Here is a 25,440-nt window from a genome sequence, read left to right as displayed (position 1 = left end):
CCATGGCGCCGGTGGCCTGGGTCACTTCGCTGATCATGTTTTGCAGGTAGGCGATAAACGTGTTGACCGAATGACCGATGGCACCCAATTCGTCTTCGGCGCGGATGGTGATGCGTCGTGTCAGGTCGGCATCCCCGCTGGAGAGCAAGTCGATGTTGGCTTTCAAGGCTTTCATGCGCTGCACCAACTGGCGAATCGCATAGACCTGCAACAACACCAGCAGAATCACCAGCGGAATCTGCAGCATGCTCAAGGTGCTGAGCACGTCGTCACGCTGGGCAGTGAGCATTTTCGTCGGCAGGGCGGTGGCGAGGAACCACGGCGTACCTTCGATCGGGCGCATGAAGAAGGTGCTGTCTTCACCGTTGTTATCGAATTCGCTGCGCTGCGCCTGGTCGCGGTTCTGCAGGCCGGCTTTCACCTGAGCGGCGAAGGTCGAGGTCGCGGCCAGTTCGCTGATGTTCTTCAGCACGATCGGCCCGCTGATGCGCGAACTGTTACTGATGATCTTGCCGTCAGCTTCAACAATGAGCATTTCGGCGTTGAGGTCTTTTTCCTTGCGCGCCACCAGATCGTTGAAGAAACCCAGGGTTACGTCGATGGTCGACACGCCCCAGGCGCTGCCGTTTTTCTGGATCGCCATGGCGCAGTTGGTGCGTGACTCGGCGCTGGCATCGTCTTTATAGGCCGCCGCCCAGGCGCACTGGCCGCGCGGGGTGGTCATGCCGCCCTTGTGCCAGCTCTGGTCGTAGTAGTTGGGAGCAGCGTCGCTGTTCCAGAACGTGTTGACGGCGAGCTTGCCCGAGGCGTCGCGGTGCCAGAACGTACTGAACTTGTTGCGCCCGGCTTCACGCTGGCCCGGCAGCGGCCAGATCCCGCCACCAAACACCTTCAACTCGCCGTACTGATCGACGAGTCCCGGCAGCACGGTATCGATGGCAGCGCTGTCGAGCAAAGGAATGGTCTGGGTGATGCTGCGCTGTTGCGCCTGCACCTTGTTCAATTCGCCCTGAATCTGCTCGGCCACTTCGGCGATGCGGTTGAGCACCACCTGTTCTTCGGTTTCGCGCAGTTTGGGGGCGACCAGTTGGCTGATGCCGACCACCGTCAACACTGACAGCAGCAGGATGAACAGAACCAGAAACAGCGTATAGCGAGCCTGAATGGTGCGGAATGCGGGCATGGAGACCGGTCCTTGAGCAGCGTTTCTTGTTTGGGGGGGCGGGGATGCAAAAGTGCGGCTATCGAAAGCGTATCGTCGTTCTCGGGCGAAGCTTTAGGTACACGCGTGCTAATAATCGCGACGCCGATGACTGGTCGGTAACAAGCCCGATACATGGACGCGATTCAGCCCAGGCGCGGGCGTCAAACCCATGCCGACATGTCAGTCTGATGACAGCTCTGGCCCAAGGCTTGTGCGGATTTTGGCTTTTGTATCGTGAATGTACGAGATTTGTAAAAAAGTGCAGAAAAAGGTTGGTGCCATCAGTTCGCCCGCCGATACTCGCGCCCATTGAACATCTTCAAAACGGACATTTCATGGCTATTTCGCAGGGAGACATTTCATGACAATCGGTATTGTCGGCGGTTGGGAGAGCAAGGCAGGGGTGATGGTGCGAGACACCGGTGCCAAAAAGCAGGTGGCTCAGAGCGTCAAGGTGCAGCAGATGCTCACCCTGGTCGGCAACGATCCCAACGCGATCAATACCGCCGAGATGGACAAGCAGGGGTTGCGCAAAGCAATCAAGGGTTTCGATCCGGCCAATGTTTCGGTCAAGCAAATGGGCAATTTGAGCGAGATGCTGCGCAGCCGCGGGCTGATCTCGGAAATCACTTCCTTTACATTGATGAACGCAGGCGACAAGTTTGACCGTTTCGGCGTGACCAAAGACGTCGATGCCAAATTCAACGCACTGGAATATTTCGCCACCCAACTCGATGCGATCCAGACCAACGGCCTGAATGGCAACGCCTACGGCAAAAACCTGATTCCGGAATTCAAGAAAGCCATTTACGTCTTGCAAAACCTCAAGACTTACGGCGAAGGCAACGTCGCCAAGCCGGTCGACCAAGGCGTCAAAGCCAAGGCATAAAAACCCCTGCGCTGGCCCGCTCGGTACTCGAGCGGGCCAAGTCTGTTCAAATTGCTGGCGGCACCTCGGCAGTACGTGGGGCGATGTGCAGTTGGGCCTGGTCATGCAGAAGCTGAATGTGCGGGCAATGCAGTTCCAGTGTTCGCGCGCGGTAGCCTCGATGAAACAATGCCAGCCATCCCGCGCAGCGTTCATTCGGTGCAATCCCGGTGAAAATGTAACCCATCGCCGCCAGGCTCTCGGTGGCGCTGGCAAAACCGCTGGCGAGCCTGAGTCTGATCGAAATCATCCATTGCCGCGGCAGTTGGCGTAGCTGTCTCAACAGACTGCAATCCAGTTTTTTCAACGTCACGTCGTAACGCCCGGAACAATGCTCAACGTGCAACGGCGGCCCGATCCACGGTGGCTCCTTGTCCTGCGTCCCGTAGACGCTGGACAGGCGCTCCATGAAATTGCGACAGCTGGCGGGCCACGGCAGTACCGGCAACGGACGACGATAGCCATCGATGGCGGTAAAGCCGACCACGATCGACTCCGGCAGCGGCTCGCCGAAGGGCGAAGGCACATAATCGAGTAACAACCCGGTACTGCAAAAACCCAGGCGCTCGGCCATGCGTTGTGTGTACGGGTGGTGTGTCACTTGTTTGATGGTCACGCCCTGGCAACCCAGCGCCTGTGCATGAATCAACAGGCGCACACCCAGTTGTGTGGCGATGTTCTGGCCGCGCGTCGACGGATGGACCACGCTCAACGCCAGTTCCGCTGTATGCGATCCGCTGTTTCGGCACAAGCTGGCATGTCCGAGGAGCTTTTTCTCCGCATGCGCCAGCAACGAATGCCAACGACCTTCACCGTGATTCTGATTGATCATCAACGGCAGGTACACGTGCGGCTGCACGTAGTGATCGCCATAGATCTCGCGGAACAGTCGGCTGACGGCGCCAGCGTCGGAGCGGCGATAGCTGCGTAACGTCACGTTGTCCATGGGCTTTGCTCCGGGCGGGTAGTGTCATAAACGCGCAGGTCAACGACTGGTTGATGCTTGCCGGAGCGCGGATGGCGCGCGAATTGGTCGGCGCTGCAACCAAGCACCTCTATTTCAAGCAATTGCTGCGCGCCAAGTTGCGTGATCAGCGGATACTGATCAATCAGGTCGCTGTGCAATGCCGCGCTGGATTGCGCAGTTGCCGGCGTTTGCGCATCCATCAGCCATTTGAAGCCGAGCCTGTCGACGCCCGCCGATTGGCTGATGATCAATTGCCAGTCTTCGCTGCCGGTGGTGCGCTGAACCATCCGTTCAATGTCTTCGGTAAGCAAGGTCAGACTGCCCACCCGGATGCGCCGGCTGCTGGCACTGCGACCCATCAGGGCAAACTTGCGCCGCGCTACCGTGGCCGGTTCCCGCCAGCAGGCAAGATCGCCGACCGGATAACGAATCAACGGCATCAACCGACGGGTGAGGTTGGTGATCACCAGCCGTCCGGTCCGCCCGCACTCGTCGATGACCTCGCCGGTGTGCTCATCGATGATTTCCACGACGCTATGGTTTGCCAGCATGCGGTGTTCGCCCAGCGCGCAATCGCGGCTTGATGCGCCGATGAAACCGGCGTCGACACTGGCGTAGCCGATCGAAGCAATCCGTGCGTTGGGAAACACCCGACGCAACCTTTGCAATTGCCCGGCGAACAGGCTTTCGCCGCCATACAGCAGCGTTTCGACCTCGCTGAAGCACAACGACTGGCGCTCGAGTTCGCCGGCAAACGCCAACAGTTGCGCGGGAACGCCGGCCAGCACGTTGATCCGGTACTGACGGACAGCGTCAGCGAGGGCCGCAGGATCGACATCGCCGGTGAAGGGGTATTCGATGACGCCTGCGTCTTCGTGCGCCAAGGCATCATGGATAAAAATGAAACTGGCATACAGATCGCCGACGAAGAACAGGTTTGCCACCCGGTCGCCCCGATTGAGTTGCAGGCCAAGCTGTCTGCCAAAGTCGCGAACCAGCGCCTGCCATTCTTCGCGGGTAAACACCGACAGCTTGCCGGCACCGGTGGAGCCTCCCGTTTTGAATACCAGCGCGCGTTCGATTGGCGAGGTCAGCACCGGCCAGTGGTCGAGCGTCTGGCTGAGTTGCCAATACGCGTGTGGATCGACGATTGGCAATTGGTCGAGTGCGGTGTCCTGCGCTGCAACGTTTTGCCATAGCCTGGCGTAATACGCTGAGTGCTTTCGGGCAAAACTCAGCAACTGGTTTAGTTCAAATGCTGCGTTCATAAAGATTCCTTTCATTATTCATGCGATGACCCGACGCTCACTGACGGCGTGCATCGACCAGCAACGGGGTCTTGCCGCTATGGTTATTGCGCTGAAATTGCTCGGGCGCACAGCGTTGCGCCTGCACCGTGAGTAGTCCGCTGCGCTGCAGCAGGTCCAGCGTCGTGTACTTTTGCAGCCGCTCATGGACATCGGCCGGTTCCCGCGGGCTGCGAATCAGCAGGCGCTCCAGGCCGTCAGCGGCGTGATCGAGGTGCAGTTGAAACGGTGATTGCAGATGCCGGGCAAGTTTTTCGAGGCAAATGAAATCGGTGCCGATGCGCAACAGGCGGCCGTGCCGTTGCAGCAGTTCGAAGCGTGGCGAACCCAGGCCGCACGCGCAGTGGCCGGCAAGCCAGCGACCGGTGTCGCCGACGTCATAACGCTGTACGCGCTGTCCTTCGCGTGCTTTGGAGGTAAACAGCAAACGGCCGACCTCATCGCCGATCACCGGCACGTCGGCGTCCAGCCCAACGATTTCCAGTTGCTGGATCGCCTCCATCAGATGGAACACGCCGTCGCTGGTCGCTGCGCAGGCATGCCCGAAGGGGCCGGCATCGACGCTGCCGTACACCGCCGAGCGAATGTTGCTGACACCGCAGGCCTGCAGTAGCGCACGGCACTGATCGCTGACGTGTTCACCGCCGAGAAAGACTTTTTCGATCGCGCCATAAGCGCGCAGACGCTGCTCTTCATTGACAAACAGTCGATGCACGGTGCTGGGCATGCCGATCAGTACGGTGACGTTTTGCTCGATGATCACTTGCGCGATATCGCTGTAGTCATCGTCCGCCGGCGCACCCATGGGCAAGTGACGGGCGCCCAGCAGCTCCAGCACTTTGGCGAAACTGAAGAAACCACCGTAAAGGCCACCCGTGAAAAACAGATTCATTACCTTGTCGCGCTGTGGATCGAGGCCCGCCGCAAACAGACCGTCAGCCGTCGCGCGCATTTGCAGTTCGAAGTCGCGGTAACTGAAGCCCGACAGCGCCGGCGTACCACTGCTGCCGCCGGAGCGGAAAAAAAGTTGTGCGGTGGCGGTCGGCGGGGTGGCGATGAAAGCACTTTTATCGGTGATCGGCAGGCCCGTCAGGGCCAGTGCGCGAGGTGCCGGGTCGAGGTTCATCCGGCCGGGGATCTGCGTGGGTGTGACGCTGACCGACACCCGGCGACTCAGGCGTTGCAGTGCGTACACGCCGTCATGGGGTTCGCCAGCGTAGCCGTCATGAATACTTTCGACCGGGGCAATCCGGCTGACGCCTGCGGCGATCAACTCGCGCGCCAATTCGCCAATCTGCGCCTCACCGCAGATCAGTGCGCAGCTCTGCAAGACGTTGCGCCACGGCAGTAAATGCTCAGTCAAAGCATGACGCGGCAGGGGTTTGAGCCGCAATGTGCGAAACAGCGGCGAGGGCGCGAGCGACTGATCATGGGACCAGATCACTCGCCATCCCGCCGCGCTCCATACGCGTCCGCTCACCGCGGAAAAGCTCTGGCTCAGCCGTGCCATCATCGCCTGGATGCTGATCTCACTGGCTTCCTGAATCGTCGGCAGCAGCGGCGGCCACCGTTCGGCGCGCCGTTCGAACGCCTCGGCGAGCGCCGCACCGATGGCTTCCAGCACGGCAGGGTCATCACTGTCGACCAGCAGCCATTGCGGGCTCGAGCAAGCTTGCTGGTCAAGTCGGCAGACTTCATCGACCAACGCCTCCAGCGCCTGCGGTGTAGCGGCGTCCGGCGTCAGGTAGGCAAAACTGATGCGATGGCCCCAGTCGATCCAGCGACATCCGGGTGGCAACTGTTCGCGGATGGCGCGCAACGCGGTTTCGCCGCCCCAGGCCGACACGCCGTTGGCCAATTGGCATAACTGGCTGATCTGCGCCGTGGCGACCGGTAGCACCGCCACGTAATGACGCAACTGTCCGCTGGTGTCGCTGTGCACCAGCGCGTGCAGCAGTTGTGCCGTCAGACCCTGGTCGCTGCTGCTCGGGCGCAGCCAGTTGACGTTGCCGGCCAGCAGGCTTTCGATCATGGCGCAACAGGCCAGCAGCGGCGCGTTGGCCGGCGTGACATGCACCACCAGACCCAACGGGTACCAGCGTTCGAAATGGGTTTGCCGATAGTCGATGCGGCGCAGCGACTCCGAATCTTCGCCGAGTTCTCGGTCGAGCTTGTGTTGCAGTGCTTGCGGCCGGCAGAAATCAATCAGTGCCAGCCGTTGCTCATCATCGAGAGGCAGCGCTGGGGTGGAGTCTTGCAAGCGCTGCGCGAAATTTGCCACTGCGGCGAGGACGGTTGCGTGGTCAAGCGGGATGCGCAGCTGTTGCGGCAAGTTCTGCTGCAGCAGTATGAGGGCGTTGTCGAGGTCGCAGTCGGCGGTGAGTTGTCCATTGATCAGGTACATATCAGTGTCTCCCCAGTAGTTCGGATGCCGCGATCGCGCAGCTTCGGCCTGCAGTGGTGCCCGCGCGGCCATGCAGTTCGAACCAGTCGCTGGACAGGCCGCAGCCGCAGCTTGATCCTGGGTGCAAGGTGGCCAGATCGCTCATCACCACCGCATGCGCCGGACTTGAGGAAATGTATGGAGAGACGAACCCCAGCAGGCCTTGCCGGCCGTAAGGCTGCGCAGACCAGTCGTGTGGATTGCGCACGTAAACCCTGGCGTAAACCGGCACGTGGAAATGGTGATGCGCGCATTCGATGTAAGGCACCGCGTGCTCGACTGCGCCGTAACCGTCTCGACAGCGCGATGTTGCGATGCCGAGTTGCGCCGCGATGCGCGCGTACAGTTGCTGTTTGGGAATTTCCTCGCTGGCGCGGGTTTTCCAGCCACCGCCGAAAAACACCAGTGACTGCTCCGGCAGTTTCAGCTCGGCCACCCCGGTGGCCTTCATATGCTCGAGGGCCTGCCAGAGAAACGCCGGAAAGCCGAAAATCCGCACGGGCAAGCCTTCTTCAGCGAATGCCTGCAGGGCCGCGATCACTCCGAACAGATCGAACTGATGGCCTGCGCCGTTGCTGCGCAAGGCGTAGACCACTCGATTGACGGGAGCGAAGCGGCAGAGAAATTGATCGGTAAATGACGTGCCCAGCGTAATGGCACCGTGCGGTTCATAACTGAGCAGCAGGTAATTGCAGGGCGTGTCTGCGGTATTCCAGGCGTAGTGATGGAAAATCCGTTCGACCATGAACTGCGCACGCGACAGGCTGCGCGGGTCATAGCGCATGCGGCTTTTCTGGCCGCTGGTGCCGGACGACGTCAGCTCCAGCGCGTTGTCTGCGCTGGGGCTGAGCACCAATTGTTGCTTGAAAAAGTTGGCAAGAATGGGCGGCAGTCGCGACCAGTCATCAAGGCAGTCGAGGTCGCGGACATCAAGACCGTTGGCGTTCAACCAATGTTCGTAGCCCGGCGTGTGCTGGCAATGGAACTGGCTGATCTCGCGCATGGCCTGATCGAAAAGTTCTGCGGGCACTGAATTTCGGCAATAGGGCTGCGGCAATGCGCACAGCGCATCGCAGGCGGGTAAATCAATCATTTCAATATTCCTTTATTGATCAGAGGCGCGACTGCGCCTTTTCAGCAGGCCTTGCAACAGAGGCAGGCACATCAAGCCGCTGAAGGCCGCGCACAGGGCGAAGAGTTCGAGGCGTGCGCCTCCGCCGAGAGTTGCAATCAGCCCGCCGCCGAGGCCCATCACCGCGATCGACAACATACCGACCGACGCCGACACCAGCCCTTTGCTGTCATCGCTGGCAAATAACGCCAACCGATACAGAGCAGCGTTGCTCATGCCCAGCCCGACCGCGTACACCGACAGGCTCGCAACCACCGGAGCGAGGCCGGCGCCGGACAGGGCGCAGCCGATCAGCGCGAACAGACCGGCACAGAACGGCCAGAGCGCCAGGCGAACAAGCCGAGGCAACGAATGAGTGGGCAGCAAACGGTCGAGAATCAGATTGCCAACGATCACGGCGCTGAAGATGGGGATCTGCCACAAGCCATACTGAATGGGCGTCAGGTCCAGCGCCTGCATCAGCAGCAACGGTGCCAGACCGATCCAGGCAATCAGCGGCAGGCTCATCAGCCCCAGGGCCAGACTTGCGGCGAGAAACCGTCGGTTGCCGAGCAGGGCGCGATAACGTTGCCCGGTCTGCTGCCAGCAAAAGCGAACCGGCGCTTGTCGATGCCCGTCGCGCCGGGTCACGCCCACCGTCTCCGGCATCCAGGCAAACAACCCCAGCCAGACCAGCAAAGCGGCAACACCCAGACCCAGAAACAGTTCGCGCCATGACAGCCATTGCAGCAGGACGACGCCCAGCAAGGGCCCGATCAGCGGCGACAGCAGGGCGATGTTGCCGAGCAGCGCCATCAGGCGCACCGCATCGGCCTCGCAGAACACCTCCTGAAGCGCCGGATAACTGACCGCAACCACGAAGCCGATACCCATGCCTTGCAGCAGCCGCAGCAGATTGAATCCGGCAATGCTCTGGCTGACGAACACCGCCGCGCACGCCGCTGCGAACAAGGCGCAGCCGACCAGCAATACGCGGCGTCGCCCCCAATGATCCGACAACGGCCCGATCAGCCATTGCAGACAGACGCCGCCCAGCAAATAGAGATTGAAAGCATTGGGAACATGTCGCACATCCGCCTGCAAGTCGCGCGTTACGCCGAGCATGGATGGCATGATCAAGTCGCTGGCCATGTACGTCAGTAATTCAAAAGCACTGATCGCCAGACAGAAGCCGAGCACTTGATAGGGCCCGATGGGTATTAGAGTTCTCTGCATAAACGTCCCTGTTGGTTAATCGAATGAGTGGCCAGAGACTAAGTTGCACCGACTCGCGCAACCTATTGTTTTGCTGCGACATTAAATTTCAAATGCTTGCAACTTGTTTGGCGATCTGCCGATTTTGTTTATGGCAGAAACAGAAAAGCCCGCGATTGGCGGGCTTTGTTGAATATGATTCGGGCTGTTGAATTAACAGCCTCGATCAGTTTATCGACCTGCAGGGAAGGGGAGGCAACCGCGCTTCAACGATGTTGGTAATAGGCTGGGCCTCCCTGGTAATAGTGGTGATGATCGCCATGCCCATGGGGAAAGATGATGCAGCCGCTCAGGGTGAGCAGGGCCAGAACGGGGATCAGCCAGGTGATACGACGCAGCATGTGAAAAATCCTCAGAGGTAACGCCACCAGCAAGCCAAAACCCTTGCGCGGCTGTAACATGAGACCCCGTTTACAGCAGTGCATTGCAGCAAATCGGTAAGTGCATGGCATGCAAACGGATACAAATCCGATACATTTCAAACGTTTCAGGAACCCGCAATGACCCAGAAGCAACGCTTGATTTATTCGATTGTGATCGCCTTGTCGGTCCTGGCGATCATGCTCGGCCTGTCGTGGCTGCAAAACGCCGGGATGATCACCGAGAAGACCTTCCAGTTTGTCGCGATCGCTGTAGCGGTGGTCGTCGTGGTGATCAATGGCGTGATGCGCCGCAAGGTCAAGCCTTGACGGCGATCGCCGCTCGGTTCAATCGTGGTTGAGAACCGCCGCAGCCTGTGGATGCAGGCTGTAGCTCTTGTCTTCATTGAAGACAATCACCCCTTCGCTGCACAGGCGTTTGAGCACTTCGCGCACACTGAGAAAGGACAGCGGAATATCCAGGTCCAGCAATTGGCTGTGGACACCGCGTACGCCCAGTCTGCGCTCGTGGTGTGCTGCGACCAGCAGGGCGTCGATGACTTTCAGACGGATCAGGCTGGTACGCAGGCCGAAGCTTTTCAGCAGCAACCGGATGCGTTCGTTGCCGTGTCGCTCGCCGCGTTGGCCGAATTCGCTCGCGTTTGGGCTCATGGAGATTCCTTGGGGGGCCTGGCTACCGTCCGTTGGTAGTTGCGAGTTGTACATGCGCTTACTCCTTTTCAGGGCCTGATCGGGAATGGGTTTTTTTCGTTGTCTCTGAACTAGACGTACCAGCGCGACGAATCATGAAAGAAAAGATGTGGAAAATTTGTTGGCCTGATGTTTTTTTCTTGTGATTTTTTTGTGGCGTGGCGGCTTCTGGGCCGACCATGCTTTGGGTGTTTGGGGTGAATATCCGTTGCTTCGGGGGGGCTGCTGGCGGTTTCGCCCTTACGGCGAGTCCCTTTTTCAGACGCCAAAAAGGAACCAAAAGGCTTGCTCCTGCGTTCGGCCCTCGCAGGCTCGGGTCCCTTCGCTGCGGGATCGATCCGGGCGCAGCGGCTACGGTTTGCTTCGCTGCACCTCCTTCCGCTGTGTCTGGCTGCGCCAGACGGTCGCTGCGCTCCCACGCCCGGATCGATCCCTCCGCTCAGCCTTCCGATGTCGCTGGTCAGGCAAGATCAAAAGCACTCGAGCTGGCGCTCATTGTTGAGTGGTGAGAAGCGCCGTATGGCTTGAGATTTTCGGTGGATTCGCCCCTCACCCCAGCCCTCTCCCGAGGGAGAGGAAGCCGAATTTGGTTGGATTCCAAGTTGAGTACGACTCGGTATTGCGCTTTGACGTACCTCTCCAAGTCACCTCGGTCAGTCCCCTCTCCCTCCGGGAGAGGGCTAGGGTGAGGGGCTTTTGATTTTCGCAACGTGAGTTCGACGCGGTATTCCATGTCGGCGTAGCTTTCACATCCACCACTGTCAGTTTCCTCTCCCTCCGGGAGAGGGCCAGGCGGGCGGCGTTCTGATGAGGGGCTTTTGATGTTGATCGCTTAAATTTTCTCCCCCGGCTTCGTTTCTTCGAAAGGCTCATTGCGCGTGGACGCGTGGGTATTTGCAGGGCGGGTCTTCTTTGCGTGGTGTTTGCGTAGGGTGCTGATCCACCCTTTGGCATGTCGATCAGGAGCGAGCGTGATTATTTCCAGACAGTTAACCGGGCTGACGTTGGCTGGCGTGTTGCTGGGGTTGAGTTGTTCAGCCCATGCGTTGAGCCCGGCGGCCGAGGCAAGTGCGGATATTCGCCGGACCGCTTTTGGTGTGCCGCATATTCGTGCGCAGGACGAGCGGGGGCTCGGGTTCGGGATTGGTTATGCGTATGCGCAGGACAATCTGTGTCTGCTGGCCAATGAGATCGTTACGGTGAATGGTCAGCGTTCGAAGTATTTCGGGCCGGATCAGTTGACGGTCGAGCAACGGGAAAATCGGGTCAGCGATGTGTTTTTCACTTGGCTGAATACGCCGCAGGCGGTTGAGCGCTTCTGGCAGGCGCAGCCGGGGCCGGTGCGTGATCTGGTCGAGGGTTATGCGGCCGGCTACAACCACTATCTGGCCGAACGTCGCAAGCAGGGGTTGCCGCAGCAGTGTCAGGGTGAATGGGTGCGGGAGATCGCCGCGCAGGATCTGGTCAAGCTCACCCGGCGGCTGTTGGTCGAGGGCGGGGTCGGGCAGTTTGCCGAAGCACTGGCCGGTGCCACCGCGCCACAAGCGACGGCTGACATTCGCCAGGACACGCAGGCTTATCGCCTGGCCGAAGCCCGTCAGCAACGTTTCGCCCTGGATCGCGGCAGTAACGCCGTGGCCGTGGGCAGTGAGCGTTCGTTCAACGGCCGTGGCATGCTGTTGGCCAACCCGCATTTTCCATGGGTGGGTGGCATGCGGTTTTACCAGATGCACTTGACCATTCCCGGCAAGCTCGACGTTATGGGCGCGGCGTTGCCGGGGCTGCCGATGATCAACATTGGGTTCAACCAGCATCTGGCCTGGACGCACACGGTCGACTCGTCGAAACACTTCACGCTGTACCGTCTGCAACTCGACCCGAAGGATCCGACGCGTTATCTGCTCGATGGCCAGTCGCTGCCGATGCACAAGCAGACCGTGACCGTGCAGGTCAAACAGGCCGACGGCCAGGTCGTGCCGGTTGCCAAGGAAGTTTACAGCTCACAGTTCGGGCCGATCGTGCAGTGGCCGGGCAAGCTGGACTGGGACAATCAATACGCCTATAGCTTGCGCGATGCCAACCTCGACAATGATCGCGTACTGAAACAATGGTATGCGATGAATCAGGCCTCGACGCTGCAGCAGTTGCAGGATTCGGTGCACACGATTCAGGGCATCCCTTGGGTCAACACGCTGGCCGTCGATGACCAGGGCCAGACGCTGTACATGAATCTGTCGGTGGTACCCAACGTCAACGCCGAGAAACTTGCCAGGTGCAGCGACCCGCGCATCGGCACGCAGATGATCGTGCTCGACGGTTCCAACAGCGCCTGCGCCTGGGATATCGATCCGCAAGCGGCGCAGCCGGGCATCTACGCGGCCAGCCAATTGCCGCAACTGCTGCGCAAGGATTTCGTTCAGCACTCCAACGACTCGGCGTGGCTGGCCAATCCAGCGCAACCGCTCAGCGGTTTCTCGCCGCTGATCAGTCAGGACAGTCAGCCGTTGGGCTTGCGCTCGCGTTTCGCTCTTGATCGCCTGGGCACGCTGAACAAGGGGCCGTTGGCAATCAAGGATCTGCAGCAGATGGTGATGGATGACCAGGTGTATCTGGCGACTCAGGTCATGCCGGATCTGCTCAAGTTCTGCAGCGCTGACCCTGGCGCCGACGCGCAGGCAGTGAAACCGGTGTGTGCCAGCCTCAAGGCCTGGGACGGCCGGGCGAATCTGGATTCAGGCGTGGGCCTGGTGCACTTCCAGAACATCATGCAGACGATGCAGTCCATGCCGGATGTCTGGCGTGTCGGCTTCGACCCGAAGGATCCGCAACATACGCCGCGCGGTCTGGCGGTCGAACAACCGGCAGTGGCCAAGGCTCTGCGCGAGGCGATGATGGTGTCGCTGAAGATGAGCGCGAAAATGGGCCTCGACGCGAAAACCCGCTGGGGTGATATCCAGGTGGTCAGCAGCGGCGGGCGGCAAACGCCGATTCATGGCGGGCCGGGTACGCTGGGCATCTACAACGCGATGCAAAGCGTGCCGCGCGAAGACGGCAAGCTCGAAGTGGTGAGTGGCACCAGCTACCTGCAAGTGGTGAGCTTCGATGACAAGGGGCCGCACGCTCAAGGGCTGTTGGCGTTCTCGCTGTCGAGCGACCCGGCGTCGAAGTACTCGCGGGACCAGACTGAAGCGTTTTCGAAGAAGCAGTGGAGCGTGTTGCCGTTCACGGAGCAGCAGATCCAGGCAGACCCGCACTATCAGGTGCAGACCGTTCGCGAGACGCTGGACAAGGCAGGGAAGGTGGCCGCTCAGTAATCCGCAATGTGAAGTGCTGCAAATGGAGGCCGCATCCCGCAAGTGGCGCGGCCTTCAGCTTTTCGGCGGCTGTTGCGGTATCGAGTTGATCACCGGATTGCCTTCCTTGTTGCGCGTCAGGTAGACGGGCAGCACTTTGGGCAGGCTGTCGGGCAAGTTGTTCAGCGCTTTGATGTTGTAGATGCCACCCACGCGAATCGCACCGGTTCGCGTGTCAGCCAGTTCCAGTGGCTTGTTCAGATAGCGGTTGATCAGCGGCAATGCTTCGCTCAACGCAAGATTGTCCAGCACCAGTTTGCCGTCGCGCCAGGTCAACGAGGTGTCGCTGGCGTAGGTCTGGCTGATCTGCGGCATGTAATCGCCGTGCTGGTAACGCGCCTGCATCGACGGACCGAGGCGCAAGCCGTCGCCCGGCAATGAGCGATTGCTGGTCACCAGCACCGAACCTTCGACGAGGTTCACGCGCACCTGATCCTGATACATCCAGACATTGAAACGCGTGCCGGTGACGCGAATTTCGCCTTCGCCTGCACGCACCACAAACGGGTGCGACACATCGTGGCTGACGGTAAAGAACGCCTCACCCTGCTTGAGGGTGACGCGCCGCTCGTCCTTGTAATTGCTGAAGGTCAGGTCGGTGTTCAGGTTCAGTTCCAGCTGACTGCCGTCGCTGAGGGTGACCTGGCGGATCTCGTCAGTGGCGGCGAAGTGCTGATAGCTGTCGGGCAGCCAGCCCAGATTCCAGCCCGAATACGCCGCCAGCGGCAAAGCGAGGGCACAGACACCTGCCGCTATCGCGAACTGGCGCCACGGGCGTGGCGATTTCGCTACAGGCTTGACTGGCGCAGATTCCGGACGCGGCAGGTCTGCGGCCACGTCCCAGATTTCCAGCATGGCTTCGTATTCGAAGGCATGCAGCGGGTGCGCGTCATGCCATTGCTGGAACGCGCGCTGCTCCTCGGCCGTGCAGTCAGCGGCATGCACGCGCATGCACCAATGCGCGGCGGCATCGGTGATCGCATCGTATTCGGCTTCCGAGAGGGTGTCTTGGGTCATGGACTCGTCCTGATTTCGCACATTCTAACCTTCTGGGGAAGTGGCCGAGAACTGCCGTCATGGCATTTACCCATCAAAGTGGAACTTATTTTTCGCTCAAGCACCCAAAAAACAGGACGCTCAAGACCACTATCCACAAATGGAGTGAAAAAATGATCAAAAATACATTCGCCGCGTTGATTGCCACTGCCGCGTTGTTCAGCGCGGGCGCCGCGCTGGCCGACAAGCCGGGAGCTGGCTGGATCACCATCGAAAAAGCCATCGAGATCGCCAAGACCAAAGCGGGTTATGTCGAGGTTTACGAGATCGGCGCCGACAACGACGGCTACTGGGAGGGCGAAGGACGCAAGGCGGACGGCGTTGTTTACGAGTTCCGCATCGATGGCGCTTCGGGCAACGTGTTGCGCGATCAGAAGGACTGAGCTTCGCCTTCAATTCAGTGCTTGAAACAAAAATGCGCAGGCCTTGAGCCTGCGCATTTTTTTGAACGCTTGTTTACGCCAGCGCCAGGTTTTCAGTCCGGCTTGACGTGGGGGGTGGCAAAGGGATCGCCGCCGGTAACGGATCGAGTTGCCGGCCCATTTCGCTGATCAGCCAAGCGATGGAGTCGGCATTGGCCAGCACCACTTCAATCCTCGCTTCGGCGGAGACGGCATCACGAAAGGCCTTGCGCGCATCGGCGAGGGTGCTGGTTTTCGTCAGCGCAAGAAGTTTGTCCAGCACCTCGGACCGCTTGGGCAAGGTGTCCAGATCGACCCACCTGCCGTTGTCATCGATATGCTGGAATAACTGCGCGGCGGGCGTGCTGCGGGAAAAGGACCTACGCAAGCGGTCCGTACTGGCTTTGAGCGCTCTCCCGATAGCGGTGGTGGTATCGATCAGATCGGGAAACGGCGCTATGGCTTCGACCGAACCAAAGTCCTCGGTTTTGAACAGCAAGTGCGACAGTTCGTGAATCAGTGTTACCGCGCGGGCGTGTGAGTCCACGTTGAACCGCGCGGGTAAACAAGGCGTATAAGCGTCCATGTCCGGATTGAAGAACAGTTCGGTCAGGTGAATAATCCTGCGTTTGTCCTCATTGAAAACGAAGGCCACCGTGTTATCGGGATGCACATTCAAACCGGCAAAAAAACGCTCCGTGTAAAGCAAGTCGTCTTTCGGATCGGTCAGTTCGCGGCAAAGCGGGATGACCACCTTTGCAATTTTACTCAGCAGTGACGGGGTTACCTCAGAGACCTCGAAAACCTCCCTGAAAATGCGTTCCAGGCGAGAGCCACCCAGATTGCCGCGATGGGTGACATAGTTATGCAGGCAATTGAGTGCGTACGTGCGTGCGCGAACGACCGCTTGCTGTATGACGAAGGCGCGCGCCGGATAGCGCTTGTTGATTTGCGCCATCCCTCTGGCCTGGATGTGCATGACATACGAGCGACTGCGTTCGACTTCGGTTTGCTCGCGGTCGCGCTGCTTTGAACGGCAACGACGCCCGGATTTGCGGGGTCTGGCGAGGACCAGCCGCTCGTTGTTTTGCTCAAGCTCGGGCCCTAGTCCGTCTTCCTTGTGGTGCAGATACCAGGTTTTTTCGGATTCGCTCACCGGATAGACCTTGCCGGCAATCGCTGCGTATTTTTGTGTGCCGGCCGCATTGCGATAGACCAGTTTGCTGGCTTCGAGCGTGAGGTCTTCCAGCGCAGTGCTGGTTTCATACGATTGTAAATGCAGACGAGAGGACGTAACGGGCGGGACTTTGTTCCACAGCGGTGCGGCTTTCTCCGTGGTTTGGCCAGGGGTTTCGGTCACCGGCACCACGGGGGGCTGCGTCTCGGCGGCAAACTCCGCGGTGGTTTCCATCGCCTCGTCCTCCCATGACAGTTGACCAAGGCTGAACAGAGAAATCGCTCCCGTGATAAAGCTTTTCAGGGCGTTCGACCAGCGGTGCTCCTGCAGATTTTCAGCCGAATCTTTGAAGTCGTTGTAGCTCTTCCAAAGAAAAAACAACGAGGCGAGTTTGCCGGACAACACATGGGGAACCAGACGCACACCGCGACTGAACAGAGACTTTGCTGCTTCCCAATCGGATTGCGCATCGATTTGCGCCTGGCAACCGAGCAAGCGTGGCAACAGGCTGAGTGTGTCCTTGTGCAAACGTTCTAGCAGATTGCCGCTGATGGGTGTGCTCTGCAGCGTGATTTCACTGCTGTTGCCCAGCGTGGTTTGCAGCAGGTTTTTGAAGATCGCCTGTTGTTCCGTTGGCAGGCGGCGGATCACCAGGTCCTGGAACTGTCCGGGCGTGTTCAACGCGTTGATCAACTGCGCCTCATCTTCGAACTCGCGAAAGACGAACCGCGAATACGGTGCGTAGAGCACGCGCGGCCCTGTTTGCCCTGTGCCCGGGCCGATGACATACAGCCCGAGTGTGTCGGCGGCATCGGCGCCGCTGGTCTTGATCAATGACAGCGGGCTGACAGTGGCGTGGGCCAGCGCCACGGTGGCGCGTGCGAGCGCATCGGGCATGTCCAGCACCTGGCAGATCAAGTCGTAGCCGGTGTCCGACAGTTGCTGTTGCAGCTTCATCGAATGCGCGTGCTGTATCAGATGCCAGGGAAGCTGGCGCAGAAAGCGTTCCTTGCTGGTGCGTGCAGACGTGGTATCGGCTGACAGCGCTGCGCTGATTTTGCGCGTGTAGGTGCTGGTGACCTCCAGCGATTGCAGCAGTTGCTCGACTGCGGCCTGATCCAGCTTCGCCGGCAAAGGCGTGGCGGTAAACGAGGCGACCTTGAAACCGGTGCCTTGCACCACGTTGAAATGATGCAAGGCAAAATCAAGCAGATTGCAGGCCGGGCCGGCCAGCGTCAGATTCGGCGTGATCTGGATGTCCACGGGTTTGGGTCCATTGCCTGGAAATCGGCTGTCGAGCAGCGTTTGCAATGTTTGCTCGACATGCGTGCGCAACTCCGGCACATCGTCGAGAAAATCCTTGTCATCGACAAAGCTGCTGCGCAATTGATCGAGTAGCGCAAGGTGTGTGCGCTGTTCCGCGACGGGCGCCAGTTGGAGCCAATCGGGATAGTCCAGTTGGCGGGCTAGGGCCTTGGCGAGTTCGACGGCACGGCCGAGATTGGTGTTGATCACGGTGTTTTTCATTTGCTCCAGAAAGCGTTCGAGCGTGTCCTTGTCTTCGATGCACTGGCGCAATGTCTGGCAATGGTCGAGGAACTGCCCAATGGCCGAGTTCATGCGGTTACTCGCCACGCTTTCGTCAATCAACTGGAAGCTGGCGAGGGTGAAAGACTCGTCCAGCCGTTGTTGCGCCGTTGGCAGGTTTTCCAGCAGCGCCTGACACTGGTCTTTATCGTCCAGGCGGCGCTGCAACGTTTGTTGGGCAATGGCGATATCGTCGAACGTCTCCAGGCCGATCGCTGGAGTCCAGAGGATCGCGCGCCCGGAATGCGCGATATCCAGACCACCGCGTTCGGTCAACAGAACGCAGTTGGCAAGCGCCAGCGTGCCAGCGTCGCCGGGACCTGTGAGGGTGAGCGACCAGGCATCCGGGCGAAAACCGTTGAGCGACTGACGCTCCGTGCGGGTCGGGTGTCTGGCGTCGAACACCGTGTCGATGATATTGCGTTCGGCTGCCCGCCACGCACCGCTGAGCTGATTGATGTGGCCCTCGGCGCGGAGGCCGTCCTCGAACGCCTTCGCCAGTTTCCAGAGAATGCCTCGCAGAAAACGCCCCTGTTCGGCGTCGTGGCCGGTTGGCTGATCGCGGAAATTACTACTGAGATTCTCCAGCTCTCTCTCGAGTTTGAACGCCAGTTGCGCCGCTTTGTCGGCCTGTACCACAGAGGAGGGTGGGGTGCTGGAAAACAAGGGGCGGGTACTCCAGCGCTCATTGACCTCAAGCTTGAGCAGACGCTCATGCAGCATCGAGCGAATATCCAATGCCTTGTCGAACAAGGCATGGATATCGGTTGAATGTTCACCCTGGCGCAAACGCTGCAAGGCGAATTCGACGTTCTGACGTTGCTTGGTCAGGATCGCTTCAAGCAGCGTGGCGATGATGTCGCCGCCGATATGCTCGCCGGTTACCTGCGGGTCGACGAAGCCCAGATAGCGGTTGCGTTCCTCAAGGTTCATCAGGCCATAGAGCTCGTCTTCATGACCTTTTGCATCGAGTTTGGCGGTCAGGGTCTGTTTAAGATCGGCGTAGTCCTCAAGCACTTGCAGACCTTGAGTCGGGGTGTAGAGGTAGGCCTTGTCGTGGTTGACCATCAGCGAGCCGGCCAGCTCGACCGAGGCGGTGTCCTTGCGCAAACACACCGTTTCGAAAGTCGGCCGCCGTACAGCCGTGTTCGGCTCGCGGATCAAACTGTGCAGGGCATCGAACTCCCCGGCGCTGATGATGCTGGTTTCGCGCTTGCTCATCAGTTGCGCACGCGCTTGATCCTTCAGGGTCTGGCGCAAGAAGGTACGCCTGGGTGAACCTTCGAAGGATGCGGCGTTCCAGTAAACCTCCAGTTCTCGAAACAACAGCATGACGAGTTTTCCCGACGCCGATTTCAGCGCATCCGCCCAGGCCTTCTGGTCGCTGTCGCCGCCGGTACGGGCCGGATGAGTAAACTTGGCTGACTGCCCGCGCGGCCAGCCCTGGCGGCGAAAGTACACCAGCAGCGCTTCACTCAATGACAGCGAATCCAGCCGCTGCCGGCGATCGTCGGCACCCGCGCCGCTGGCTGGATACAGACTGACGCGGGTCTGCGACTGCTGTAGCCCGGCGAAATGCGGAGCCAGCAGCTCGTCGAGAATCTTTTCCAGCAGCGTTGACAGCGAAGGCAGACGCTTCAGTTCGTCCAGTACATCGCGCGCGCAGGCATTCTGCGTGGTCTCGATCGCTGATTGCTGATCCTCAAACACATCGCCGTTGATCGTTTCGCGAGTCACCGTGATATCGCGTTTTTCGACCAGTTCCTTGCGCAATGAGAGGCTGATGAAGGCCAACAGATCATCGTTTTCGTCCGCGTTGTCGAGGCGCGCTTGCAAGGCTTTGGTCAGTGCGTCGTCGTCGCTGTACTTTTTCAGGCCGTCATAAGGGGTATAGAGGAACACGCCGCCGTCATCCGGCCCGGCGCCAAGAATAAAGCTGCCAGCTAGCGGTACGGGCAGTTGCTTGTCGGCGTTGAGCAGAATGCGTTCGGCGTGCATGGGCGGAGTCTGCTGCTGGCGCAGGGCGTGCGTCGCCAACTGCACGTGGGCAAGCCAACTGAAATCCTTGCTGTTCAAACCGTGAGCTTTGCCGAGTTCGGCGTGCACGCCAGGGGAATCGAGAATCTCGGGAAACAGAAGCGGTGCGGTGGGGCTGGGCATTAGCGGAGCTCTGAACGGACGCCATGGGCAGAGACCCGAGAATAGGTACGCAACTCGACGCATTGGCGGTACATGGATACCGCACTCACCGCGTGGAAATCTGCCACGTACCTGCGCGAGCCATCGTTGAATCAGCGAAGGGTTGACAGCCGACCGCTGGGCCATGGTTAATCGCTGGGCAAGTCGTCCGTACGCTGTTGTTCCCTCCAATAATCATTCTGGAGCTTCAGATGTCTGCGCCACACGATCATGTGTCCTCTGCTGTCTCGTCGTCGTTGTCGCTCGAAGCGCTGACGCAATTGCTTGAAACGATTTTTCTGCGCCATGGCACCTCCGCCGACGTCGCCCGGGTGCTTGCCGCCAACTGTGCCGCGGCCGAGCGCGACGGTGCCCACAGTCATGGTGTGTTCAGGATTCCCGGGTATGTGTCGACGCTGAAAAGCGGTTGGGTCAATGGGCACGCTGTGCCGCAAGTCGAGGACGTTGCCCCCGGTTTCGTGCGCGTCGACGCCGGCAACGGATTCGCCCAGCCGGCATTGGCAGCGGCGCGCGCGTTACTGGTGGAAAAGGCCCGTAACGCCGGGATCGCCGTATTGGCCATCCGTAACTCGCATCACTTCGCAGCGCTGTGGCCGGATGTCGAACCCTTCGCTGATGAAGGGCTGGTGGCGCTCAGCGTGGTCAACAGCATGACCTGCGTCGTCCCCCACGGCGCCGACCGTCCACTGTTCGGCACCAACCCGATCGCCTTCGCCGCGCCCCGCGTCGGCGCCGCCCCGATCGTCTTCGACCTGGCCACCAGCGCCATCGCCCACGGCGACGTCCAGATCGCCGCCCGCAAAGGCGAACGCCTGCCGCCCGGCATGGGCGTCGACAGCCTCGGCCAACCGACCCAGGACCCCAAAGCCATCCTCGAAGGCGGGGCGCTGCTGCCATTCGGCGGCCATAAAGGCTCGGCACTGTCGATGATGGTCGAACTGCTCGCCGCGGCACTGACCGGCGGCAACTTCTCCTTCGAATTCGACTGGTCCAACCACCCCGGCGCGAAAACCCCATGGACCGGCCAGTTGCTCATCGTCATCGACCCCAGCAAAGCCGCCGGCCAAAGCTTCGCCGAACGCAGCGGCGAACTGGTCCGCCAGATGCACAGCGTCGGCCTCAAACGCCTACCGGGCGACCGCCGCCACTGGCAACGCAGCCGCTCACTGGCCGAAGGCATCGCACTGGATGCGCAGACGCTGGAGCAATTGCGCGAATTGGCGGGAGAGTAAGCCAAGATCAAAAGCCCCTCACCCTAGCCCTCTCCCAGAGGGAGAGGGGACTGACCGCGGAGATTGGAAGGCGTACGCCAACATGCAATACCGAGTTGTACACACAATTTGAAAAGCGCAAAGATCGGCTCCCTCTCCAAGGGGAGAGGGCTGGGCGGGCGGCGTTCCGATGAGGGGCAAACCCACCGCCAGTCCCAAGCCGAACGCTGCTTCTAACCACTCCTTACAATGAGCGCCAGCTCGAGTGCCCTTGATCTTGCCTAACCGGCCCCATCGGCAGGCTGAGCGGAGGGATCGATCCGGGCGTGGGAGCGCAGCGACCGTACGACGAAGTCGTACACAGCGGAAGTAGGTGCAGCGAAGCAAACCGTAGCCGCTGCGCCCGGATCGGTCCCGGAGCGAAGGAACCCGAGCCTGCGAGGGCCGAACGCAGGGGCCCAGCGTTTTGGTTACTTTTAGGCGTCTGTAAAAGTGACCCGCTGTAAGAGCGGAACCGCCAGCCGCAACAACAAAAAAAACGGATATTCACCCAAAACAACCAGAACCTGGTCGGCCCAGAGGCCGCCAAGTCAAAAAACCAGACACAAAAAAAAGCGAACCCAAAGGCCCGCTTTTCCAAAAAACCAAAAAACCTCAACGTCGGCCAAGCAACAACCCGACCACCAACCCGAACCCCGCCGAAATCGCCACCGTCTGCCAAGGATGCCCGCCAATATAGGTCTCGGTCGCCTCGACCGCCGGCTTGGTCCGATCCCGCACACTCGACACCGAATCCAGCGCCTGCTGCAATTTCAGAGCGATTTGCCCCCGCAGCGTCTCCGCTTCCTCGCCCACCAGTGAAGCACTGCTCTTGAGCAGCTTGTCCGATTCTTCAATCAGCGCCTGAAGTTCGCTGAACGCCTGATCCTTGATTTGCTCTTCAGCGGCTTGCACGGCAGATTTGCGGGCCATGGGTGACTCCTTGCAGATGAATGGACAGTGAGCAATGGAGTATGGCGCAACGCATAAAGTTGCACGCCAACGCTCCCCATAAGAAAAACCTGCGCCGGAGTTTTCGGCCGAGCGTGTAAGATGTCGCCATTTTACGCAGCAGGATAATTCCCCATGAGTTTCAATCTGGCCGACAAATCACTCGCAGAGCGCGCCGCGCTGGAAGATGAGAAATCCCGTCTGTTCGAACTCTGGCAGAACAATCTGGGCAAAGCCAAAGGCGAGGCCGCGCGGTTGTTCGGCGAGCGCGCCAAGCGCAAGGGCAAATGGGCCGAATGGGTTCGCGCGGAACTGGACGGCATGTCGCCGCCGGAATTCGCCAACATGGTGCGCAGTGAAGTCAATCGACTGATGGCCGCGAACAAGTAACGTTCAGTTGAAGCTCGCGGCAATCACCTCGCGAACCTTGACCACCAGCGGATCGATCTGCGTGCTGGTACGCCAGCCCAGCTCGATCGGGTAACGCGGCAGTGGCAGCGGGCAGGGCAGCAACGCCAGGCCGCTGAGCGCCGCGATACTTTCGGCGGCATGCGCCGGTATCGTCGCCACCGCACGGCTACCCTTGAGCAGCCAAGGCAGCGCAGCAAAATGCGTGGTTGACGCGCAGACCCGACGGCTCAAGCCCACGGCCGCCAGCCCTTCATCGGTGATGCCGATAAAACCGCCGGACGACACCAGAACGTGCTCGCGGGCAACAAACTCCTCCAGCCCGATCTGCTCCTGACCGGGCGCAAGGCTCGACGGGTCGACCAGGCACGCATAAGCGCCTTCGCCCAGCACTTGCCGGCTGAGCAGGCGCTCGGCAAAACCGCCGGCGGTGATCGCCAGATCGATGCTGCGCTCCATCAGCGCACGGGCGACAATCTGGCTGTGGGTCTGGCGGAAGATCAGGCGCAACTTCGGCATGCTGCGAGCAATTTCTTCGATGAGGCGGCGACCGTAGGCAATCTCGAAATCATCGGAAAGCCCGATGGTCACCGAGCGGCCATCGTATTGATTGGCCGCCGGGTCGACCATCGCCAGGCTTTGCCGACATTTATTCAGGGCTTCACTGACCACCGGTTTCAATTGATTGGCCTTGAGCGTCGGAGCGAGGCCGCGCCCGGTGCGCACGAACAATTGATCGCCATACACCTCGCGCAACCGGCGCAGCGCCGCACTCACGGCTGATTGGGTGACGCCCAGACGCAGCGCGGCGCGGCTGGCGCTGGATTCTTCGTGCAACGCTTCGAAGACTTTCAGCAGGTTGAGGTCGATGTTGGCGATATTCATTTGGTTCATATCATTCAGCAGTAATCGGGGCTTTATTGATGATCGCTTGGCGCCGCAGAATCGGCAACCACTGAACCTGACGGAGTTACTGCGATGCCCAAATCCATTGTCGCTGCGCTGCAAATCGGCTCATTGCCCGCCGGCAAAGAGGCCACCCTTGACCAGATTCTGAGCTGGGAAGCCGCGATCAGCGAATCCGGCGCGGCGCTCGTGGTCATGCCGGAAGCGTTGCTCGGCGGTTACCCGAAAGGCGAGGGCTTCGGCACGCAACTGGGCTATCGCCTGCCCGAGGGGCGCGAAGCCTACGCCCGCTACTTCGCCAACGCGATTGACGTGCCGGGCGCAGAAACCGAGGCGCTCGCCGGGCTGTCGGCGCGCACCGGGGCCAATCTGGTGATCGGCGTGATCGAGCGCGCTGGCAGCACCTTGTATTGCACCGCCTTGTATTTCGACCCGCAGGCCGGGCTGGTCGGCAAGCACCGCAAACTGATGCCGACCGGCACCGAACGGCTGATCTGGGGCAAGGGCGACGGCTCGACCTTGCCAGTGTTCGACACCCAGGTCGGCAAGCTCGGCGCGGTGGTGTGCTGGGAAAACATGATGCCGCTGCTGCGCACGGCCATGTACGCCAAAGGCATCGAGGTCTGGTGCGCACCAACGGTCGATGAGCGCGAAATGTGGCAAGTGAGCATGCGCCACATCGCCCATGAAGGCCGATGCTTTGTGGTCAGCGCTTGCCAGGTCCAGGCCTCGCCGAACGAACTGGGCGTGGACATCGCCAACTGGCCGGCAGACCGCCCGCTGATTGCCGGCGGCAGCGTGATCGTCGGGCCGATGGGGGACGTGCTGGCAGGGCCGTTACGCGGCGAAGCGGGCCTGCTGACTGCTGAAATCGACACTGACGAACTGGTGCGCGCGCGTTACGACTACGACGTTGTCGGCCACTATGCGCGGCCGGATGTGTTCGAGTTATCCGTCGATGAACGCGCCAGGCCCGGAGTGCGTTTCAACCATTGACTGCCGGCTAACCCAAACCCTGTGGGAGCGAGCCTGCTCGCGAAAGCGCCAGCACATTCAACACATAAGTTGACTGACACTACGCTTTCGCGAGCAGGCTCGCTCCCACAATGGATCCAGTTTCATCCGCCAGTACTGCACCCACCGCAAACCCTGTGGGAGCGAGCCTGCTCGCGAAAGCGCCAGCACATTCAACACATAAGTTGACTGACACTACGCTTTCGCGAGCAGGCTCGCTCCCACATTGGTTTTGGTTCATCCCGGGTCATGTGCATGACTGCATAACCGGCATCAATGCCGGTCCAGCCATTCCTCGCGGGTAATCTCCCAGATCTCCCGAGCAAACCGTCCGCCGACAAAATCATCTTCATCGGTACGAATCAAGCGCATCCCTGCTCGCTGCGAAAGCTTGCGCGAGCCGATGTTCGGCGCCGCTTTCGGGACGCGCATCAGCGGGCGTCCAAGGGTCCTGAACCAGTATTCGGTCGCCGCTGCACTGGCCTCACCCATCAATCCCTGACCTTGCCATGCCGGCGCGAGCCAAAAGCCACGGTGATTGTCGACTTGGTCCATCAGGCTGATGCTGCCGATCAATTGCTCCGGTGCCGTTTTCAGGCGGATCGACCAGTGCCATTCCGTGCCGGCGGCGACGGCGGGCAGGGCGACATCGCGAAGGTAGGTCAGGGCGCCATCGTCCGGGTAGGGCCACGGCACGGCGGCATTCAGATAACGCACCACTTGCCAGTGCGCAAACTGCTTTTGCACGGCTTCGGCATCGGCCAGTTCGAGTGGACGCAGAATCAATCGTTCGGTGTAGAGCGTCGGTATATCTTCCATGAAACTGCAGCCTT

Annotated in this window: 19 protein-coding genes and 1 pseudogene; 7 read left to right on the top strand and 13 right to left on the bottom strand. The window is 60.1% G+C overall.

Going from position 1 to position 25,440, the window contains the following annotated elements; translation table 11 throughout:
* Positions 1-100: 100 nt before the first annotated feature.
* Positions 101-1,183, bottom strand: a pseudogene (locus tag J3P93_RS15395) (cache domain-containing protein); the annotation flags it as partial.
* A gap of 382 nt (positions 1,184-1,565) precedes the next feature.
* On the opposite strand from J3P93_RS15395, the gene J3P93_RS15390 reads away from it, so the two are divergent.
* Positions 1,566-2,093 carry a hypothetical protein gene (locus J3P93_RS15390; RefSeq protein WP_208937389.1) on the top strand — a complete coding sequence of 176 codons (528 nt, stop codon included), beginning with the start codon at positions 1,566-1,568 and terminating at the stop codon, positions 2,091-2,093.
* 46 nt (positions 2,094-2,139) lie between these two features.
* On the opposite strand, the gene J3P93_RS15385 is transcribed toward J3P93_RS15390, so the two are convergent.
* The 6 genes from J3P93_RS15385 to J3P93_RS15360 form a co-directional block, all read right to left on the bottom strand.
* On the bottom strand, positions 2,140-3,078 hold the full coding sequence (locus tag J3P93_RS15385) for a GNAT family N-acetyltransferase (RefSeq protein WP_434589248.1): 939 nt from the start codon (positions 3,076-3,078) through the stop codon (positions 2,140-2,142).
* Positions 3,066-4,367, bottom strand: coding sequence for a phenylacetate--CoA ligase family protein (locus J3P93_RS15380; RefSeq protein ID WP_434589246.1), 1,302 nt, complete (start codon positions 4,365-4,367; stop codon positions 3,066-3,068). The genes J3P93_RS15385 and J3P93_RS15380 overlap by 13 nt, the downstream gene beginning before the upstream one ends.
* Before the next feature lie 37 nt (positions 4,368-4,404).
* Positions 4,405-6,810, bottom strand: a complete 2,406-nt coding sequence (locus tag J3P93_RS15375; RefSeq protein WP_434589244.1) for an aldehyde dehydrogenase family protein — start codon at positions 6,808-6,810, stop codon at positions 4,405-4,407.
* A gap of 1 nt (position 6,811) precedes the next feature.
* The gene (locus J3P93_RS15370; protein ID WP_434589242.1) at positions 6,812-7,942 is read right to left on the bottom strand and encodes an acyl-protein synthase; all 1,131 of its coding nucleotides are present in this window, start codon (positions 7,940-7,942) and stop codon (positions 6,812-6,814) included.
* Between the two features lie 12 nt (positions 7,943-7,954).
* Complete coding sequence (locus tag J3P93_RS15365; protein ID WP_434589240.1) at positions 7,955-9,196, bottom strand: MFS transporter; 1,242 nt, start codon at positions 9,194-9,196, stop codon at positions 7,955-7,957.
* A gap of 245 nt (positions 9,197-9,441) precedes the next feature.
* The gene (locus J3P93_RS15360) at positions 9,442-9,576 is read right to left on the bottom strand and encodes a hypothetical protein (protein WP_434589238.1); all 135 of its coding nucleotides are present in this window, start codon (positions 9,574-9,576) and stop codon (positions 9,442-9,444) included.
* 159 nt (positions 9,577-9,735) lie between these two features.
* On the opposite strand from J3P93_RS15360, the gene J3P93_RS15355 reads away from it, so the two are divergent.
* Positions 9,736-9,924, top strand: a complete 189-nt coding sequence (locus tag J3P93_RS15355) for a hypothetical protein (RefSeq protein WP_090283703.1) — start codon at positions 9,736-9,738, stop codon at positions 9,922-9,924.
* Between the two features lie 18 nt (positions 9,925-9,942).
* Here the strand turns inward: J3P93_RS15355 and J3P93_RS15350 are convergent, their stop codons facing one another.
* Positions 9,943-10,320, bottom strand: a complete 378-nt coding sequence (locus tag J3P93_RS15350; protein WP_434589236.1) for a fe2+ zn2+ uptake regulation protein — start codon at positions 10,318-10,320, stop codon at positions 9,943-9,945.
* A 956-nt stretch (positions 10,321-11,276) separates the two neighbouring features.
* On the opposite strand from J3P93_RS15350, the gene pvdQ reads away from it, so the two are divergent.
* Complete coding sequence (gene pvdQ, locus J3P93_RS15345) at positions 11,277-13,619, top strand: bifunctional acylase PvdQ (RefSeq protein WP_434589234.1); 2,343 nt, start codon at positions 11,277-11,279, stop codon at positions 13,617-13,619.
* 54 nt (positions 13,620-13,673) lie between these two features.
* Here pvdQ and J3P93_RS15340 read toward each other — a convergent pair whose 3' ends face one another.
* Complete coding sequence (locus tag J3P93_RS15340; protein WP_434589232.1) at positions 13,674-14,675, bottom strand: FecR family protein; 1,002 nt, start codon at positions 14,673-14,675, stop codon at positions 13,674-13,676.
* 152 nt (positions 14,676-14,827) lie between these two features.
* Between J3P93_RS15340 and J3P93_RS15335 the strand changes: the two genes are divergently transcribed.
* Positions 14,828-15,097, top strand: coding sequence for a PepSY domain-containing protein (locus J3P93_RS15335; RefSeq protein WP_093101346.1), 270 nt, complete (start codon positions 14,828-14,830; stop codon positions 15,095-15,097).
* Positions 15,098-15,170: 73 nt separating this feature from the next.
* On the opposite strand, the gene J3P93_RS15330 is transcribed toward J3P93_RS15335, so the two are convergent.
* Positions 15,171-20,039, bottom strand: a complete 4,869-nt coding sequence (locus tag J3P93_RS15330) for a dermonecrotic toxin domain-containing protein (RefSeq protein WP_434589230.1) — start codon at positions 20,037-20,039, stop codon at positions 15,171-15,173.
* 230 nt (positions 20,040-20,269) lie between these two features.
* Between J3P93_RS15330 and J3P93_RS15325 the strand changes: the two genes are divergently transcribed.
* Positions 20,270-21,310, top strand: coding sequence for an Ldh family oxidoreductase (locus J3P93_RS15325; protein WP_434589228.1), 1,041 nt, complete (start codon positions 20,270-20,272; stop codon positions 21,308-21,310).
* Between the two features lie 633 nt (positions 21,311-21,943).
* Here J3P93_RS15325 and J3P93_RS15320 read toward each other — a convergent pair.
* Positions 21,944-22,261, bottom strand: coding sequence for a DUF883 family protein (locus tag J3P93_RS15320; protein ID WP_093101352.1), 318 nt, complete (start codon positions 22,259-22,261; stop codon positions 21,944-21,946).
* A gap of 153 nt (positions 22,262-22,414) precedes the next feature.
* Between J3P93_RS15320 and J3P93_RS15315 the strand changes: the two genes are divergently transcribed.
* Positions 22,415-22,669, top strand: coding sequence for a hypothetical protein (locus J3P93_RS15315; protein ID WP_038363082.1), 255 nt, complete (start codon positions 22,415-22,417; stop codon positions 22,667-22,669).
* Between the two features lie 3 nt (positions 22,670-22,672).
* Here the strand turns inward: J3P93_RS15315 and J3P93_RS15310 are convergent, their stop codons facing one another.
* The gene (locus tag J3P93_RS15310) at positions 22,673-23,581 is read right to left on the bottom strand and encodes a LysR substrate-binding domain-containing protein (RefSeq protein ID WP_434589225.1); all 909 of its coding nucleotides are present in this window, start codon (positions 23,579-23,581) and stop codon (positions 22,673-22,675) included.
* Between the two features lie 84 nt (positions 23,582-23,665).
* Here J3P93_RS15310 and J3P93_RS15305 point away from each other — a divergent pair, with 84 nt between their 5' ends.
* Positions 23,666-24,589, top strand: coding sequence for a carbon-nitrogen hydrolase family protein (locus J3P93_RS15305; protein WP_434589223.1), 924 nt, complete (start codon positions 23,666-23,668; stop codon positions 24,587-24,589).
* A 291-nt stretch (positions 24,590-24,880) separates the two neighbouring features.
* Here J3P93_RS15305 and J3P93_RS15300 read toward each other — a convergent pair whose 3' ends face one another.
* On the bottom strand, positions 24,881-25,426 hold the full coding sequence (locus J3P93_RS15300) for a GNAT family N-acetyltransferase (RefSeq protein ID WP_434589221.1): 546 nt from the start codon (positions 25,424-25,426) through the stop codon (positions 24,881-24,883).
* Positions 25,427-25,440 lie beyond the last annotated feature (14 nt).

This window comes from Pseudomonas sp. R3-57 (assembly GCF_051132065.1).
Lineage (GTDB): Bacteria > Pseudomonadota > Gammaproteobacteria > Pseudomonadales > Pseudomonadaceae > Aquipseudomonas.
This window is presented reverse-complemented; position numbering and strand designations above follow the sequence as displayed.